This is a genomic window from Kitasatospora sp. NPDC048298, from assembly GCF_043201465.1.
Lineage (GTDB): Bacteria > Actinomycetota > Actinomycetes > Streptomycetales > Streptomycetaceae > Kitasatospora.
On sequence record NZ_JBICYZ010000022.1, the window covers coordinates 76,636 to 92,219 of the forward strand.

Consider the following 15,584-nt stretch of genomic DNA (forward strand, 5'->3'; position numbering starts at 1 on the left):
ACCGCCCGCGGCGGCAGAGACCTCCCCAACCAGGGACCGCCGATCCCTGGCTGCGCCCAGCCCGGCGGGCCATGCTGGACACATGATCGACCGACCGGCACTGGCCGACTTCCTCACCCGCGCCCGCGCCCGGCTCACCCCCGCCGACCTGGGACTGCCACCCGGAGCCCGACGGCGCACACCCGGGCTGCGCCGGGAGGAGGTGGCGCAGGTGGCCGGGCTGTCGGTGGACTACTACGCCCGCCTGGAACAGCGGCGCGGGCCCCAGCCCTCACCGCAGCTGCTCGCCGCGCTGGCACGGGCGCTCCGGCTCACCCAGGACGAACGCGACCACCTCTTCCACCTCGCCGGACACGAACCGCCGCACCGCCACGGGCCGCTCGGACACGTACGCCCCGGACTACTGCTGATCCTCGACCGCCTGCACGACACACCCGCCCAGGTCGTCTCCGACCTCGGCGACGTCCTCGCCCAGAACCCGATGGCCGCCGCCGTCTTCGGCGACCTCTCCGCCCGGGCGCCCCGGGAACGCAACCTGCTGCTGCGCTGGTTCACCGAACCGGACACCCGCGCCCTGTTCCCGCCCGAGGACCACCACGACCTCGCCCGCGCCCACGTCGCCTCCCTGCGCGCCGCCCGCACCGCCCGCCCCGGCGACCGCAGAGCCGCCCAGCTGCTCGAACAACTCCTCGCCACCGGCGAGGAGTTCACCGCCTGCTGGGAACGCCACGAGGTCGCCCGCCGGCGCAGCGGCCGCAAACGGCTGCTGCACCCCGTGGTGGGCCCGATGGAGCTGGAGTGCGAGGTGCTGGCCGCCGCCGGCGACGGCCAGCTGCTGCTCGTGCACACCGCCGCGCCCGGCAGCGACTCCGCCTCCCGCCTGGAACTGCTGCGCGCCGTCGGCGCCCCCGTACCCGCCTGAACCCCCGCGCCCGCCCGAACCGCCGCCCCGCTGCGCCCGTGCCCGGGCCGGGGCCCGTAGGCTGGGCCGGGCCGCCGGTGGCACAGACCGTCACCAGTGGGGCGGAACACGACAGAAACGGGCAGGCAGGGGCACATGCAGTTCGACGACCAGGGCGACCTCGACACCTCGCAGGTGGACGACCGGCGTGGCATCCCCGGCGGGAAGCTCGCCATCGGCGGCGGGGCCGTGGGCCTGATCGCGGTGCTGGTCGCGGTCGTCCTCGGCGTCGACCCGCAGCTGCTGGGCCTGTCCTCCGGCTCCGGCTCCTCCGCCGACTCCTCCGGCAGCCGCACCGGCGGCGAGGCGCAGCAGGCCTGCAAGACCGGGGCGGACGCCAACAAGCGCCAGGACTGCCGGATCGTGGCGGTCACCAACAGCCTCCAGGAGTTCTGGCGCACCGAACTGCCGCGCGCCGCCAAGATCCCGTACAAGAACGCCGAGACGGTGCTGTTCACCGCTCAGGTCTCCACCGCCTGCGGGCCGGCGACCTCCTCGGTGGGCCCGTTCTACTGCCCCGGCGACAAGAAGGCCTACTTCGACCTCGGGTTCTTCAAGGACCTGTCCGCCCGCTTCGGCGCCAAGGGCGGCCCGTTCGCCGAGTCCTACGTCGTCGCCCACGAGTACGGCCACCACATCCAGACCCTCACCGGCGCCATGCAGAAGGTCGGGGGCGACCGCCAGGGCGCCTCCAGCGGCTCGGTGCGCCTGGAACTGCAGGCCGACTGCTACGCCGGGGTGTGGGCGCACCACGCGACCACCACCCCGCAGCCCTCCACCGGCCGTCCGCTGATCGCCTCGCTCACCGACCAGGACATCGCCCAGGGCCTGGACGCGGCCGCGGCGGTCGGCGACGACCGGATCCAGCAGCAGGCCACCGGCCGGATCAACCCGGAGGCCTGGACGCACGGCTCCGCCGAGCAGCGCAAGGCCTGGTTCACCACCGGCTACCGCAGCGGCGACTTCGCCCAGTGCGACACCTTCTCGGCCGCCAAGCTGTAGGGCCCCGGGGCCCCGGTCAGAAGCCCCCGCCTGCCTGACCGCCCGCCGTACCGTCCGCCGGCCCGTCCGCCGCGCCCCGCGTCCAGTCCCAGCCGGCGATCGCCTCGCGCAGCAGGCGGGCGGCGGCGGGCAGGCGCACCTGCGCGTCCCAGAACAGGGTCAGGGAGCGCCGGCAGTCCGGGCTGTCGACGCCGACCCACACCAGCGGCAGGCGGGTGGCGGTGCGCCGGGCGACGTCGGGCACCAGGCCGATGCCCAGGCCCGCGCTGATCAGCTCGGCGATGGCGCCCGCCTCGTCGCTCTCGCACACGATCCGCGGCACCAGGCCGCGGGCGGCGAACAGCTGGTCCAGCAGGCGGCGCTGCCAGTGCCCGGGGCGGGCGGCGATGAACGGCCGCCCGGCGAGCTCCTCGATGCCCACCCGGGCGCCCTGGCGGGCGCGCCCGGCCAGCGGGTCGCCCACCGGGACGGCCAGCCCCACCTCTTCCTCCAGCAGCAGCACCGACTCCAGGCCCTCGGCGGTGACGGGCTGGGAGGCGACGGCGAGGTCGACGTCCTGGGAGCGCAGCCGCCGCGCCATCTCCCGCGCGGGCAGCTGGTGCAGCTCGATCTCCACCCCCGGGTGGGCGCACTTGAACGCCGCCAGCGGCCCGCTGAAGGCCAGGAACGTCTCCGAGGCCAGCCGCACCGTGCCCGGCCCCTGCCCGGCGGCCTCGGCCACCGCCCGCCGGCCCGCCTCCAGTTCGCCGAGCGAACGCTCCACGTAGCCGCGGAACAGGTGCCCGGCCGCGTTCAGCCGCAGCCGCCCGCCGCGCTCGAACAGCGGGGTGCCCAGCTCGGCCTCCAGCCGGGCGATGGAGCGGCTCAACGACGGCTGGGCGACGCGCAGTTCCTCGGCCGCCCGGCTCAGGTGCTCCAGCCGCGCCACCACCAGGAACTGCCCGAGCGTGTTCAGGTCCACCGACGCCCCCATGCCCCACGCGTCATAACGCCATAGCGATATTGATCTTAGACACGATAGCCGCACGGTCATAGCGTCATGGGCAGGGCCGCACACCGCCGAACCGCGCGGCCCGACGCCAGCCAGTGTGAGGAAGGACGCCCATGGCCATCGCCGCCGACAGGACCCCTCCCGAGCCCGCGGCCCGGTCTGCGGCCCGGTCCGCCACGGGGGAGCGGACCGGGCCCGCCGGACACACCCTGCGCGCCCTGGCCGCCGTCCACACCGCCGCCGTCTTCGGCCAGCCCGTCTTCGCCGGCGTCTACCTCAGCGGCGACTACGACGCCCTGAACTGGCACGCCGCCGGCGCCGACGCCGTCACCACCCTCGGCTACCTGCAGCTGATCGCCGCCCTCGTCCTGTGGGCCCGGCTGCGCCGCGGCTGGCCGGCCGCCGCGACCCTCGCCGTCGCCGCCGCCGAGACCGCGCAGTACTTCGCCGGCCTCGACGGCGCCCTGTGGCTGCACCTGCCGCTCGGCGTGGCCACCATCGCCGCCACCGTCGTCCTCACCATCGCCCTGTGGCGCACCCCGCTGCCCGCGCGCCGCCGCCCCGCCCCCACGGAGGACGACCGTGCCTGAACCCCGCCTCCGCCGCGACGGTTTGACGAGGCGTCAGATTCTCGGCCTCGGCGGCGCGTTCGGCCTGCTCACCACCACCGGCCTCGCCACCGCCGCCACCCTCGCCCGCCGCCCCGCCACCACCGGCGCCCACCTGCGCAGCACCGCCCAACTGCCCCCGCCCCACCGGGTACCGCTGCCGATACCCGCCGTCCTCAAGCCCGTCGCCACCGACGGCACCGGCGACCGCTACGAGATCGTCCAGCGCGAGACCGCCGCCGAGATCCTGCCCGGCCTCACCACCCGCCTGTGGACCTACGGCGGCACCTTCCCCGGCCCCACCATCGAGGCCCGCCGCGGCCGCCCCGTGACCGTCACCCACCGCAACGAACTGCCCGTGCCCACCGTCGTCCACCTGCACGGCGGCCGCACCCCCGCCGCCTCCGACGGCTACCCCACCGACCTCGTCCTGCCCGCCACCTGGCCCCAGACCCCCGCCCACAGCATGCCCGGCATGGACGGCATGAGCGGCGGCGCTATGGCCGACCCCCGCGCCGTCACCAGCCGCCTGACCCGCGACTACACCTTCCCCAACGACCAGCGCCCCACCCTGCTCTGGTACCACGACCACCGCATGGACTTCACCGCCCCCGCCATCTGGCGCGGCCTCGCCGGCCTGCACATCGTGCGCGACGACGCAGAGGACGCCCTCGGCCTGCCCGCCGGCCCCCGCGAGATCCCCCTGATGATCGCCGACCGCGCCTTCACCGCGGACGGCGCCCTCACCTACCCCTCCCTCGACCCCACCCTGCGCGAGCGCCCCGGCGTCACCGAACCCCACCTCGCCGGCGTCCTCGGCGACGTCATCCTCGTCAACGGCGCCCCCTGGCCCGTCCACGAGACCGACGCCGCCCGCCACCGCCTGCGCCTGCTCAACGCCTCCAACGCCCGCCACTACGAACTCGAGGCCCGCACCGAGGACGGCCGCCGCCTCGACCTCGTCCGGATCGGCTCCGACCAGGGCCTGCTCACCGCCCCCGTCACCCACCGGAGCCTGCCCCTGGCCCCCGCCGAACGCCACGACCTCGTCGTCGACTTCACCACCGCCCCCGTCGGCTCCCTCGTACGCCTCGTCAACCGCCTCGGCACCGGCCGCACCCGCGACGTCATGGCCTTCCGCATCACCCGCCGCCCCGCCGCCGACGACAGCCGCATCCCGCCCACCCTCTCCACCGACCTGCCCGACTGGCACCGCCAGGACGCCGTCCGCACCCGCGACTTCGCCTTCCGCGCCGGCCGCACGAACGGCGGCCACGGCTGGCTCATCGGCGGCCGCCCCTTCGACCCCGCCCGCACCGACGTCACCGTCCCCCTCGGCGACACCGAGATCTGGCGCCTGATCGCCGACGTCCACCACCCCGTCCACCTCCACCTCGTCGGCTTCCGCATCCTCAGCCGCGCCGGAAAACCCCCACTGCCCCACGACGCCGGCCTCAAGGACACCGTCTCGCTGCGCCCGGGGGAGTCGGTGGAGATCATCACCCGCTTCGACGGCTACCGCGGCCGGTACCTGTTCCACTGCCACAACGCCGAGCACGAGGACATGGGGATGATGGCCAACCTCGAAGTCGTCTGACCGCCCGGCACCCCGCCTGACACGGCCAGGGGGCGCCTTGACCTGCCCATTGCGCACACCCCGCCCGCGGGCCGTGCGCGGGCCCGGTGGGCGGGGCGGGACGACGGCCGGACCCCGCCCGGCCACGGGGGAAAGCCCGGAACATGACGGTTCATCCGCTTCGGGGCGAAGTGCCGGACCTTCACGGGTCTCCCATCAGATGCTCACTCTGCTGCCGGAATCCCGACCCCCGCAGTACGGGGTGGTCCACTCCAATTCCCTTCGCACACCCCCGAGCCGCGAAAGGCCACCACCCCCATGACCCGCCCCGCCGACCGACCCACGCCCGACCGGATGCTGCGCGAGGCCGCCGCCCGCCTGGACCGGCGCCGCTTCCTGACCGTCACCTCGGCCGCCGCCGCGCTCGCCTTCAGCGTCAACCTGCCCTCCGCGCACGCCGCCGACAACGAGATCGCCCCGCGCGCCATCGGCGACAACCCCTTCACCCTCGGCGTGGCCTCCGGCGACGCCACCTCCGAGGCCGTCGTGCTCTGGACCCGCCTGGCCCCGCGCCCCCTGGAGCCCGGCTCCGGCATGCCGCCCGCCGGCTCCGTCAAGGTCGGCTGGGAGATCGCCCGCGACGACAAGTTCCGCCGCGTCGAGCGCCGCGGCACCGCCCGCGCCCACGCCGAGTTCAACTACGCCGTCCACGTCGACGCCGACGGCCTCGACGCCGCCCGCACGTACTGGTACCGCTTCACCGTCGGCTCCTGGACCAGCCCCGTCGGCCGCACCCGCACCGCCCCGCCGCGCGGCAAGAAGCTCGACAGCGCCCGCATCGCCTTCGTCTCCTGCCAGGCCTACGAGGACGGCTACTTCACCGCCTACCGCCACCTCGCGAACGAGGACCTCGACGCCGTCTTCCACGTCGGCGACTACATCTACGAGTACGGCATCGACGCCGTCGGCGGCGACCGCAAGTACACCGACCGCACCCTGGCGGCCCACTTCAACCACGAGACCACCACCCTCGAGGACTACCGGCTGCGCTACTCCCTCTACAAGACCGACCCCGACCTCCAGGCCGCCCACGCCGCCCACCCCTGGTACGTCACCTGGGACGACCACGAGGTGGAGAACAACTACGCCGCCGGCATCCCCGAGAAGAACCAGGACCCGGCCCCCTTCGTCGCCCGCCGCGCCGCCGCCTACCGCGCCTACTGGGAGAACCAGCCGCTGCGCATGCCCCAGCCCAACGGCACCGACCTGACCCTCTACCGGCGCGTCCACTTCGGCCGCCTCGCCCAGTTCGACATCCTCGACACCCGCCAGTACCGCGACGACCAGGCCAACGGCGACGGCTGGCAGTACCCCACCCCCGAGTCCGACGACCCCAAGCGCACCCTGATGGGCGCCACCCAGGAACGCTGGTTCGCCGACGGGTTGCGCCACTCCAAGGCCACCTGGAACGTGATCCCCCAGCAGGTCGTCTTCTCCCGCCGCAAGAACACCACCGCCGAGCGCTCCAAGCTCTCCATGGACGCCTGGGACGGCTACCCCGCCGCCCGCGAGCGCTTCCTGCAGACCGTCGACCAGGCCGGCGTCGAGAACCTCGTCCTGCTCACCGGCGACGTGCACGTCGCCTACGCCCTGGACGTCAAGCGCAACTTCGACGACCCCACCTCCCGCACCGTGGGCGTGGAGTTCGTCGGCACCTCGATCAGCAGCGACGGCGACGGCGAGGAGAAGCCGTCCAACTGGAACAACCTCATGTCCGCCAACGCGCACATGAAGTTCTACGACGGGCGCCGCGGCTACACCGTGCTCACCCTGGACCAGCACCGCGCCCGCGCCGACTACCGGGTGGTCTCCCACATCACCCGCCCCGGCGGCACCCTGTCCACCGCCGCCTCCTTCACCACCGAGGCCGGCAACCCGGGCATCCGCCCCGCCTGACGCGGCAGACGCCCTGCCGCTGCCGCCGGCCCCTCAAAAGGCCGGCGGCAGCGGCGGGGCGCGGCGCTCACACACCCGGGGCTCAGGCACCCCCAGGGCGGGCGCGGCCGACGACGACCGCGGCCTGCTCCGGGTGCTCCTCCAGCCACGCGCCCAGATGCTCCCGGACGGCCTCGGCGACGCAGCCGCGCACCGCGGCGTTGCCGAGCACGGAGCGGGTGGAGCCCTCGAACTTGGGATCGTCGAGCTTCACCGACACCACCGCCGTCAGACCCGCGCCGACCGGCGGGGCCGGCAGGAGCCGCCGGCGCGCGTAGGCGTCGAGCGCGGCCGCCACGCCCTCGCGCAGGCCCGTCTCGTGGCTGCCGCCGGTGGTGGGGTGGCTGTTGGCGAAGCCGCGCACCCGCTCCTCGCCGCCGTCGCGCCACCGCAGGGCCACCTCCAGCGTTCCCGCCATCCGCGGGTCCTCGGCCTCGAAGCCGATGGTGTCCGTGACGGCGGGCGCCGCGTGCTCGCCCTCGCCCTTGCCGTCGCCGTCGAGGAGGGCGACGAACTCCCGCGCCCCGCCGCCGGGGAACCGGAAGCGGACCGACCGTACGCCGTCCGGGTGGCGCTCGTCGGCCAGTGAGACATCCAAGTCCCGGTTCAACAGCGCCAGTTCGCGGAAGCGGTCGGCCAGGGCATCGAACGAGAACCGCGTGGTCTCGAAGATCCCGGCGTCCGGCCAGAAGGTGATGACGGTCCCGCTGCCGGTGGCCGGGCCCGTGTCGGTGAGCGGGGTGAGAGCGGCGCCGCGCGCGTACTCCTGCTCCCGGCGCACGCCCCCGCGCCGCACCTCGGCCGTCATCCGGCTCGAAAGGGCGTTGACGACGAACGGGCCCACGCCCGCCCCGTGGGGCGCCACGCTGTGGCGGCCGCGGGGCCCCGCCGCGGAGTCCATGCGGGTCAGCAGGGCCTCCGGGTCGGCCTCGCCAGGCCCGTCGTCGGCCACGCGCACCCCGCCGTCGGGCAGCAGGGTGATCTCGACGCGGCCGGCGCGGCCCGCCAGGACCTCGTCCACCGCCCGGTCGGCGACCTCGAACACCGTGTGGTGCAGGCCGCGTTCACCGGTCGAGCCGATGTACATCCCGGGCCGCTTCCTGACGGCTTCCCACCCCTCCAGTACCTCGATGCGGATGCCGTCGTACGGGTTGGTGTCCAGGCTCACGAGGTCCCCTCCAGAAGGTGGCCGGCGGAGCTCCACAGCCTAGGCGAATTTCCGCATAACACCAGGTCAATGCCTGTTTGCCGAGGGCGTGGGCGGCCGCGTGAGCGCCTGCCCCGGGGCGGCGGCCCCGGCTGCCTCCGGCCTGTGCCGCGGTGCGCCCGGGCCCCCGCCGAAGCCCCGTACGGGGCCGTTTCACGACCCCCCGGGGGTGCCCGATTCCACTTTTTTCCGCGCAGCCCCCGCCGGGGCTCGGCCCACCGCGTCCGGGGCCCGGACTCCGTTGCAGAGCGGCGCGGCGCGCCCGTCGACGGGGCCCCGGTACGTCCGGCCCCGCCCGTCACCCGGGTCTCACCCGCCCCCGTCCGGGCGCACGACGCTGAGGCTGCCGTAGGCCCGCAGGGCGCCGGCCGGGTCGCCGGGGTTGCCCCGCAGGGCGGAGTCCAGGAAGGCGAGGGTGGCCGCGGCGACGACGCGCGGGCCCTCGGTGCGGCCCAGGGAGCCGACGAGCGAGGGCACCGGCGGCAGGTACAGGGGGCCGTCCATGAAGGTGAGGTGGGCGGCGCCGGGGACGGTGAGCCGGTAGCTCGTCGCGGTGCCGGAGGCGAGCGCCTCGGTGAGGCGGGGCAGGTAGCGCGGGTCGGTCGCCGGGGTGAGCGCCTGGGTGAGCGCGAGCACCGGCCGGCCGAGGGCGGGGGAGGCGGGGCCGTGGGGGAAGCCGTCCAGGTCGACGACGGCCTGGAAGCGGTGGTCCTGACGGGCCGCCTGCAGGGCGGCCGCGCCGCCCATGGAGTGGCCGGCCACCGCGGCCCGGCCGGTGTCCAGGCGCCCGGTCAGCGGGTCGGCGCCCTCGCCCCGGTCCAGGGCCTCCAGCCGGCCCAGGACGAAGCCGAGGTCGGCGGCCCTCACCGCCGTCCAGCCGGCCGCCAGCTCCTCGTCCTTGTCGCGGTCGCCGCTGGAGGAGGTCTCGGAGGTGAGCGTCCGGCCGTCGGCGAGGACGACGGCCGCGGAGTCGTACGGGTGGTCGAGGGCGGCGACGACGTAGCCGTGGCTGGCCAACTCCTCCGCCCAGGCGGTGTTCTGGGTGCGCACCCCGCCCGATCCGGGAGAGAACATCACCACCGGGAACCGCCCGCCCCCGCCGTCCACCGGGGCGTCGAGGACCGAGCGGCTGCGGGCCCGCGCGACACCGTCCATCAGGAAGCCCGGCAGGCCGACGCCGCCGGCCAGCGCCCCGGCGACGGTGCGCGCCTCCTGCCGGGTGCGTCCGAGGTACTGGGCCCGCCGCGCGCCCGCGGGGCTCCTGCGCGCCGGGTACCAGAGCTGGACCACGACCGTGCGCCGGTCGTCCGGATCGGCGGTGAAGGTCTCGGGGCGGCCCTGGTCGGTCCACTGCACCACGCGGGTGCCCACCGCGAAGCCGCCCGACGGCTCGGGGAACACGGGCACGGGGAAGGCCCAGGCAGCCAGCGGGCCCGCGGCGATCAACCCGGCGCAGGCCGCCGATCCCGGCAGCGCCAGCCACCAGCGGGCCCGCCACGCCGGCCGCCCGCGGCGGCGCCGCAGCGGGCGCAGCAGGGGCAGGAGCGCGAACGGCAGCGCGAGCGCGGCGCCGGCCAGCACCGGCAGCAGCTGCCAGCGGATCCCCGTCACGCCCAGCGCGACGGCGCACGGCACGAGGACCGCCACCGCCGCGATCGTGGCGCGCGGACGGGCGGCGGGCGCAAGCCAGCGCGCCGCCACCAGCGCGAGGGCGCCCAGCAGGGCGAGGATCTCCAGGGAGGACACGGGCAGTCCCGCGGTGTTCTCGGTCACCCGGCCATGCTCGGCGCCGGGCACGCGCCGCCGCATCGCCCACCGGAGGCCGCCGCACTGCGACCGGGGGCGCAGCGTACGGCAGGGCCCGTACGACCACGGCGGCACCCGGGCACGCCGCGGCGGCGGCCGGGCTGCGACCACGGGAGGTGGCCGGGCTCCTCCTGCGGTCGTACCCCGGCACTGTGCGTTCCGACGGTGGGATCATGTGCCGCGCGCTCCCGCGGCCTACCGTGACAGAGCCGCGGTACGTGCCGGGCGGCGCGCGCGGCGTACGGTCCCCGTACCCGGCCGGCCCGGGGCCGGCTGTTCGCGGCGGCCGGCCCGGTGGGGGCGGCCGTGAGCCATGACGCCGAATCGACAGGGACGTGTGATGACCGAGGCGGCCGCCGAACCCGGCCAGGCCCACCAGCCCCATCAGGCCCACCGGGCGCGCCGGTTACACCGCTGGGACCGGACACGGGCACGGGCGAGGGCGCGCTGGGCGAGGACGGCCTCACGGCTGACGGGCCGTGCCGACCGGGCCCTCGCCCGCGCGGCGCGCCCGGTGGCGGCGGCCGGGCGCCGGGCCTCCCGGCTGCCGCCCGCGGTGTGGGAGGCGCTGCTGCCCGCGCTCCTGCTCCTCAACGCCGTCACCACCCGCGCGCCGCACGAGCTGCCGGCGGCCACCGCCCTGACCGCCGCTCTCGTCCTGCCCCTGCCGTGGCGGCGCCGGGCCCCGCTGGCCGTGTTCGGCGCGGTGGCGGCCGCGGCCCTCGTCCAGTGGCTGATGGGCATCCAACTCCCCGCGGACATCGCCCTGTTGGTGGCCCTCTACGCCGTGGCCGCGCGCACCGGCCGGCGCGGCACGCTCCTCGCCGCGGCCGTCACACAGACGGGCGTCCTGCTGGCCTGCCTGCGCTGGGCACCGGACGGCGCGTTCCTGACCCCCCTCGTCGCCCTCACCGCCACGACCGTCGCCGCCGCCGTCCTCGGCGTGAACGCCCGCACCACACGCGCCTACCTCGCCGCCCTGGAGGAACGCGCCGCACGCCTGGAACGGGACCGCGAACAGCGGGCACGACTGGCCGTCGCCGAGGAACGCGCCCGCATCACCCGGGAGATGCACGACATCGTCACCCACAACCTGTCCGTCATGGTCGCGCTCACCGACGCCGCCCTCTACGCGCAGCACCGCTCACCCGACCGGGCCACCACCGCGATGCTCCGCATCTCCGAGACCGGCCGGCAGGCCCTGACCGACATGCGGCGCTCCCTGGGCGTCCTGCGCACCGATGAACCCGACGAGCAGCGCCACCCACTGCCCGGCATCGCCCAACTCCGGGACCTCGCCGACCAGATGGGCGCTGCTGGACTGCCCACCCGCCTCGACGTCCACGGCGGCCACACCCACATCCCCGCCACCGCGGGGCTCACCGTCTACCGCCTGGTCCAGGAAGCCCTGACCAACACCCTCAAACACGCACCCGCCGGCACCCGCGCGAGGGTGCGCCTTTGGTGCACGACCGCGGCCGTCACCGTGGACGTCACCGACGACGGCCCCCACCCGCCACACCCCGCACCCGCCCCCGCCCCGGCCTCCGCGCCCGCCTGCGCACCCTCCGGCGGCCACGGCATCCCCGGCATGCGCGAACGCGCCGCCGCCTACGGCGGGACACTGCGCGCCGGCCCCCGGCCCGGCGGCGGCTGGGCGGTCCACACCCGCCTCCTCCTCGACCCCCACGACCCCGTCGACCCCGCCGACCCCCTCGACAGCGGCGCGGCGGTGCCCGCATGACGATCCGCATCCTGATCGCCGACGACGAGGCACTGCTGCGCATGGCCTTCGCCACCGTCCTGGAAGCCCAGCCCGACATGGCCCCGGTCGGCGAGGCCGCCGACGGCGCCCAGGCCGTCCACCTCGCCCGGCAGCTGCGCCCCGACGTCGTCCTCATGGACGTCCGGATGCCCGGCACCGACGGGATCGAGGCGACCCGCCAGGTCGTCAGCGCCTGCCCGGGCAGCAGGGTGCTGATCCTCACCACCTTCGACCTCGACGAGTACGCCTTCGCCGGCCTCAACGCCGGGGCCTCGGGCTTCCTGCTGAAGAACACCAGGCCCGAGGAACTGCTCACCGCGATCCGCAACGTCGCCGCCGGCGACGCGGTGATCTCCCCGCGGATCACCCGCCGCCTGCTGGAGAACGTCCGCCCGCACCTGCCCGGCGGCCGCAGCGCCGAGAACGACGAGCGGCTGGCCCGGCTCAGCGCCCGCGAACGCGAGGTGCTCGTCCAGGTGGGCCGCGGCCTGTCCAACGCCGAGATCGCGGCCGCCCTGTACCTCGCGGAGGCGACCGTGAAGTCCCACCTGGGACGGATCCTGCACAAGCTCGACCTGCGCGACCGGATCCAGGCCGTGGTCTTCGCCTACGAGAGCCGCCTCGTCCACCCGGCCTGACCGACCCGGCGGACGCGGGCGGGCCGCAGCACCGAGCGGCCCGCCGTGCACCGGAAGTCGACCCCGCCGACTTCCTGTGCACGGCGCGGCCCGCAGCGCCGGGGTCAGGGCAGCAGGGCGCGTTCGGCGCGGCTGGCGGCGATCCGCTCACGCGCCAGCGCCCGGGCGCGCCCGCCGTCGCCGTCGCCGCCGAGCCGGGCGAGGATCGCCGCCAGCGGCCTGATCCGCCCCCAGCCGCCCCAGTGGCCCTCGGGGATCTGCGTGGGGAAGACCCAGACGCGGCCGGCATCGCGCGGCCAGGCGCCGTCCTCGGCGTCCAGGATCGCCTCGGTGACCTCGGCGATGACACCGGCCCGCTTCCGCTCGTCGAGCTGCCCCTCGGGCACCGACGGCACGACCTTGTAGCGGGGCGCGTCCGCGGGCTCTCCGCCGACGAACACGGCCGCCGGCCGGTGCAGGAACAGCCACGACACGGACCGGGCCACCGGATCGGCGGGGTCGAACCCCTCGTGGCGGATCAGGATCTCCGTGATCCGCTCCATCAGCGCCGCCTCCGCATCGGGCCGCAGCGCACCGTCGGGAACGTACACGTCGAGCATGGGCATGGCCGAACCCCCTGTGGGTTTAGTTTTTAAACTCAGACGCCGACCGGAGGCTACCGCCGCTGAGTACAGTTCGTAAACCCAGACCGTTAGGCTCGCACCCATGGAGACACGGCGGATCGACCCGGTGAACTGCTCGGTGGCACGCGCCCTCTCGGTGGTGGGGGAACGCTGGTCCCTGCTGATCGTCCGCGAGGCACTCGACGGTGCCCACCGCTTCGGCGAGTTCCACACCCGCCTCGGCATCGCCAAGAACCTCCTCGCCAACCGACTCGACACCCTGGTCACCGCCGGAGTCCTGCGCCGCGTCCCCTACCGCGAACCCGGAGACCGCCGGCGCTACGCCTACGAGCTCACCGACCAGGGCCACGCGCTGCGCCCGACCCTCATCGCGCTCCTGGAGTGGGGCGACACCTACCTCGCCGACCCCCAGGGCCCGTCGGTCGTCGTCCGCCACCGGCCCGCCGACGACACGAGCCCGTGCGACGCCCCGGTCAGGGTCGTCCTGGAGTGCGCCGCGGGGCACGGCCACCTCGCCCCCCACGACGTCCGCCGCACCCCGGGACCGGGCGCGATCACCGCGTCCGACGCCGGAGCGAGCTGAGCGTCGCCGACCGGGTGGAGGCGGTCGCGCCCCGCGTCGGACGGCCGGCATCCGGCGCCCGTCTCCGGCCGCCGAACCGATCACGTCACCGGGCCGCCCGTCACGCCTTGGGCGACTCGTAGACGGCGGCGGCCATCGCTCCCAGTTGCCTGTTGGCCTTGAGCGCGAGGTCGATGGCATCGCTCACGGAGCCACTGGGCACCGGAATGTTGTTCACGTACATCGCGAAGGCGTAGCGGTGGCCGTCCTTCGCGTCGATGTAGCCCGCGAGTGCCTTGGTGCCGAGGGCCAGCTTGCCCTGGTAGGAACTGACCAGGGTGCCGGTCTTCGCGCGGATGTGTCCCGCGGCGGGATCGGTGCGCCCGATGACGTCGGCCAGCGAACCGTCGACGCCCATGCTCGGCATGGAGTCGTAGAAGACGTCGAAGTCGTCCTGTCGTGCCAGGTGCCGCAGCAACGCCACCTGGGCGCTCGGCGTCGCCTTGTCGCCGGGCAGGCCCTGGGCGTCGACGAGGCTCACCGCCTGCGGATCCACGCCCGCGCGCGTGAGGAACTCCTTCTCGATCCTCATGCCGTCGGCATAGGTTCGCTGCCCGTTGTGTGCTGCCATCAGCGGCGGCAGGAGGTTCGCCCCGAGATTGTGGCTGACCTTGTTGATCAGCTTGGCGTACTCCTTGAAGGGCGGGGACGTGTAGGTCGCCGACACGGGCATCGAGTTCACTTCCGCCGACGCGGGCAGCTTGCTGTCGGGGTTCGCTCCCAGCGCGGGGGCGGACACGCTGACGCCGTTTCTGGCGAGTGCCTCGATGAGGACGGTGCGGGCGAACGCCGCCGGGTCGGGAACCTGGTAGGTCGTCACGAAGGGGGCCTTCGCGTCCGCGGGTACGGAACCCCGCACCCGGATGTGACCGGGGCTCACGCTTTCGGTCGTGACCGTCGGCTTGCTTCCGGCGGGCGTGGTGGTCACCTGCGCGTCGACGCCGAAGGCGGCCGTCTTCGGGCGCCAGTCGACCTTGGCCGGCTCGCCGGGTGCGCCCGGCGTGACGAGCACGTCGATCAGGTTGTCGTTGACGATGGTCGGAGTGATGGGGACCCCGCCGATCGACACCGGATCCCAGAGCCGGTTGTCGATCACCACGTCGCCGTCGACATGGCGGATTCCGCTGGCCGCGACCTGTCGGGCCAGTTCGTCGACACCCGCCAGCGGATCCTCTTCGGTGACGGTCGCCATGCCGGGTACGGCGTTGGCGTCGTAGTGGTCGAAGTCGGGGACGTCCAGTCCGCCTGACGCGGTGGTCCGCCCGCCGAGTGCCAGATCGCCGCTCCCGACCATGATGAGGTCGCCGGAGAGCCGCCCGTCCGCGGAGACCGTACCGGAGTGCACGACGGGCGTACGGAAGCGGTGGTCGTCACCCAGGACGTCGAGCGCGGCACTGACGGCGAAGGTCTTGGCCGTCGAACCGGTCATGAACTGGGAATCGGCGCTCTTGGACTGGACGACCTTCCCCGTCCGCAGATCGGCGACCTGCAGGCCCCACTGGCCCGAGGACCACGGTGCGGTACTCATGAGCTTCTGCAGGCCGGCGCTCACCCGGGTGGCACCCGGTGCCGCAGAGGCCGAGTCGTCCGTGGAGTCGTGGGAGCACGCCGTCATCGCCACGGCGGCCGTCATCGAAGCGGCGAGTGCCAGGGCCGCGCGCCGCCGCACCCGAGGTGCCCTGATTCCGGAGGGGGAGTTGCTTGACATTCGTTCTTTCCTGTTCGACTTTCGCGCTCGATCGAACGCTTCCGGCGTGGCTGCCGCGCGGCGGCAAGGGTCCAAGAGACGG

13 protein-coding genes are annotated in these 15,584 nt (G+C 74.9%); 8 read left to right on the forward strand and 5 right to left on the reverse strand.

The genetic code is table 11. The annotated features are described in order from the left end of the window. Nucleotides 1-85 precede the first annotated feature (85 nt). Both ACGF0D_RS18420 and ACGF0D_RS18425 read left to right on the forward strand, forming a co-directional pair. Complete coding sequence (locus ACGF0D_RS18420; RefSeq protein WP_392917492.1) at nt 86-922, forward strand: helix-turn-helix transcriptional regulator; 837 nt, start codon at nt 86-88, stop codon at nt 920-922. A 135-nt stretch (nt 923-1,057) separates the two neighbouring features. Beyond that, complete coding sequence (locus ACGF0D_RS18425; RefSeq protein WP_392917383.1) at nt 1,058-1,963, forward strand: neutral zinc metallopeptidase; 906 nt, start codon at nt 1,058-1,060, stop codon at nt 1,961-1,963. Nucleotides 1,964-1,979: 16 nt separating this feature from the next. Here the strand turns inward: ACGF0D_RS18425 and ACGF0D_RS18430 are convergent, their stop codons facing one another. Continuing rightward, complete coding sequence (locus ACGF0D_RS18430) at nt 1,980-2,924, reverse strand: LysR family transcriptional regulator (protein WP_392917386.1); 945 nt, start codon at nt 2,922-2,924, stop codon at nt 1,980-1,982. 143 nt (nt 2,925-3,067) lie between these two features. On the opposite strand from ACGF0D_RS18430, the gene ACGF0D_RS18435 reads away from it, so the two are divergent. From ACGF0D_RS18435 to ACGF0D_RS18445, 3 genes are all read left to right on the forward strand, one after another. Continuing rightward, nucleotides 3,068-3,544 (forward strand): hypothetical protein, encoded by a 477-nt coding sequence (locus tag ACGF0D_RS18435; protein ID WP_392917388.1) that lies wholly within the window; start codon nt 3,068-3,070, stop codon nt 3,542-3,544. After that, on the forward strand, nt 3,537-5,159 hold the full coding sequence (locus tag ACGF0D_RS18440; protein WP_392917389.1) for a multicopper oxidase family protein: 1,623 nt from the start codon (nt 3,537-3,539) through the stop codon (nt 5,157-5,159). The genes ACGF0D_RS18435 and ACGF0D_RS18440 overlap by 8 nt, the downstream gene beginning before the upstream one ends. 297 nt (nt 5,160-5,456) lie before the next feature. After that, nucleotides 5,457-7,094, forward strand: coding sequence for an alkaline phosphatase D family protein (locus tag ACGF0D_RS18445; RefSeq protein ID WP_392917392.1), 1,638 nt, complete (start codon nt 5,457-5,459; stop codon nt 7,092-7,094). Nucleotides 7,095-7,176: 82 nt separating this feature from the next. Here ACGF0D_RS18445 and ACGF0D_RS18450 read toward each other — a convergent pair whose 3' ends face one another. Both ACGF0D_RS18450 and ACGF0D_RS18455 read right to left on the reverse strand, forming a co-directional pair. Next, nucleotides 7,177-8,301: an ATP-binding protein gene (locus ACGF0D_RS18450; protein ID WP_392917394.1), complete on the reverse strand. Its 1,125-nt coding sequence runs from the start codon at nt 8,299-8,301 to the stop codon at nt 7,177-7,179. A 348-nt stretch (nt 8,302-8,649) separates the two neighbouring features. Further along, the gene (locus ACGF0D_RS18455) at nt 8,650-10,149 is read right to left on the reverse strand and encodes an alpha/beta hydrolase family protein (RefSeq protein ID WP_392917397.1); all 1,500 of its coding nucleotides are present in this window, start codon (nt 10,147-10,149) and stop codon (nt 8,650-8,652) included. Between the two features lie 337 nt (nt 10,150-10,486). Between ACGF0D_RS18455 and ACGF0D_RS18460 the strand changes: the two genes are divergently transcribed. Continuing rightward, nucleotides 10,487-11,890, forward strand: coding sequence for a sensor histidine kinase (locus tag ACGF0D_RS18460; RefSeq protein ID WP_392917400.1), 1,404 nt, complete (start codon nt 10,487-10,489; stop codon nt 11,888-11,890). After that, entirely contained in the window at nt 11,887-12,549 is a 663-nt protein-coding gene (locus ACGF0D_RS18465) for a response regulator (protein ID WP_392879205.1), read from the forward strand. Before ACGF0D_RS18460 ends, ACGF0D_RS18465 begins: the two co-directional genes overlap by 4 nt. A gap of 104 nt (nt 12,550-12,653) precedes the next feature. On the opposite strand, the gene ACGF0D_RS18470 is transcribed toward ACGF0D_RS18465, so the two are convergent. Further along, entirely contained in the window at nt 12,654-13,154 is a 501-nt protein-coding gene (locus ACGF0D_RS18470; RefSeq protein WP_392917402.1) for a hypothetical protein, read from the reverse strand. Nucleotides 13,155-13,254: 100 nt separating this feature from the next. On the opposite strand from ACGF0D_RS18470, the gene ACGF0D_RS18475 reads away from it, so the two are divergent. Continuing rightward, the gene (locus ACGF0D_RS18475) at nt 13,255-13,755 is read left to right on the forward strand and encodes a winged helix-turn-helix transcriptional regulator (protein ID WP_392917405.1); all 501 of its coding nucleotides are present in this window, start codon (nt 13,255-13,257) and stop codon (nt 13,753-13,755) included. A gap of 100 nt (nt 13,756-13,855) precedes the next feature. Here ACGF0D_RS18475 and dacB read toward each other — a convergent pair whose 3' ends face one another. Then, nucleotides 13,856-15,577: a D-alanyl-D-alanine carboxypeptidase/D-alanyl-D-alanine-endopeptidase gene (gene dacB / locus ACGF0D_RS18480; protein ID WP_392917408.1), complete on the reverse strand. Its 1,722-nt coding sequence runs from the start codon at nt 15,575-15,577 to the stop codon at nt 13,856-13,858. Nucleotides 15,578-15,584: the final 7 nt, after the last annotated feature.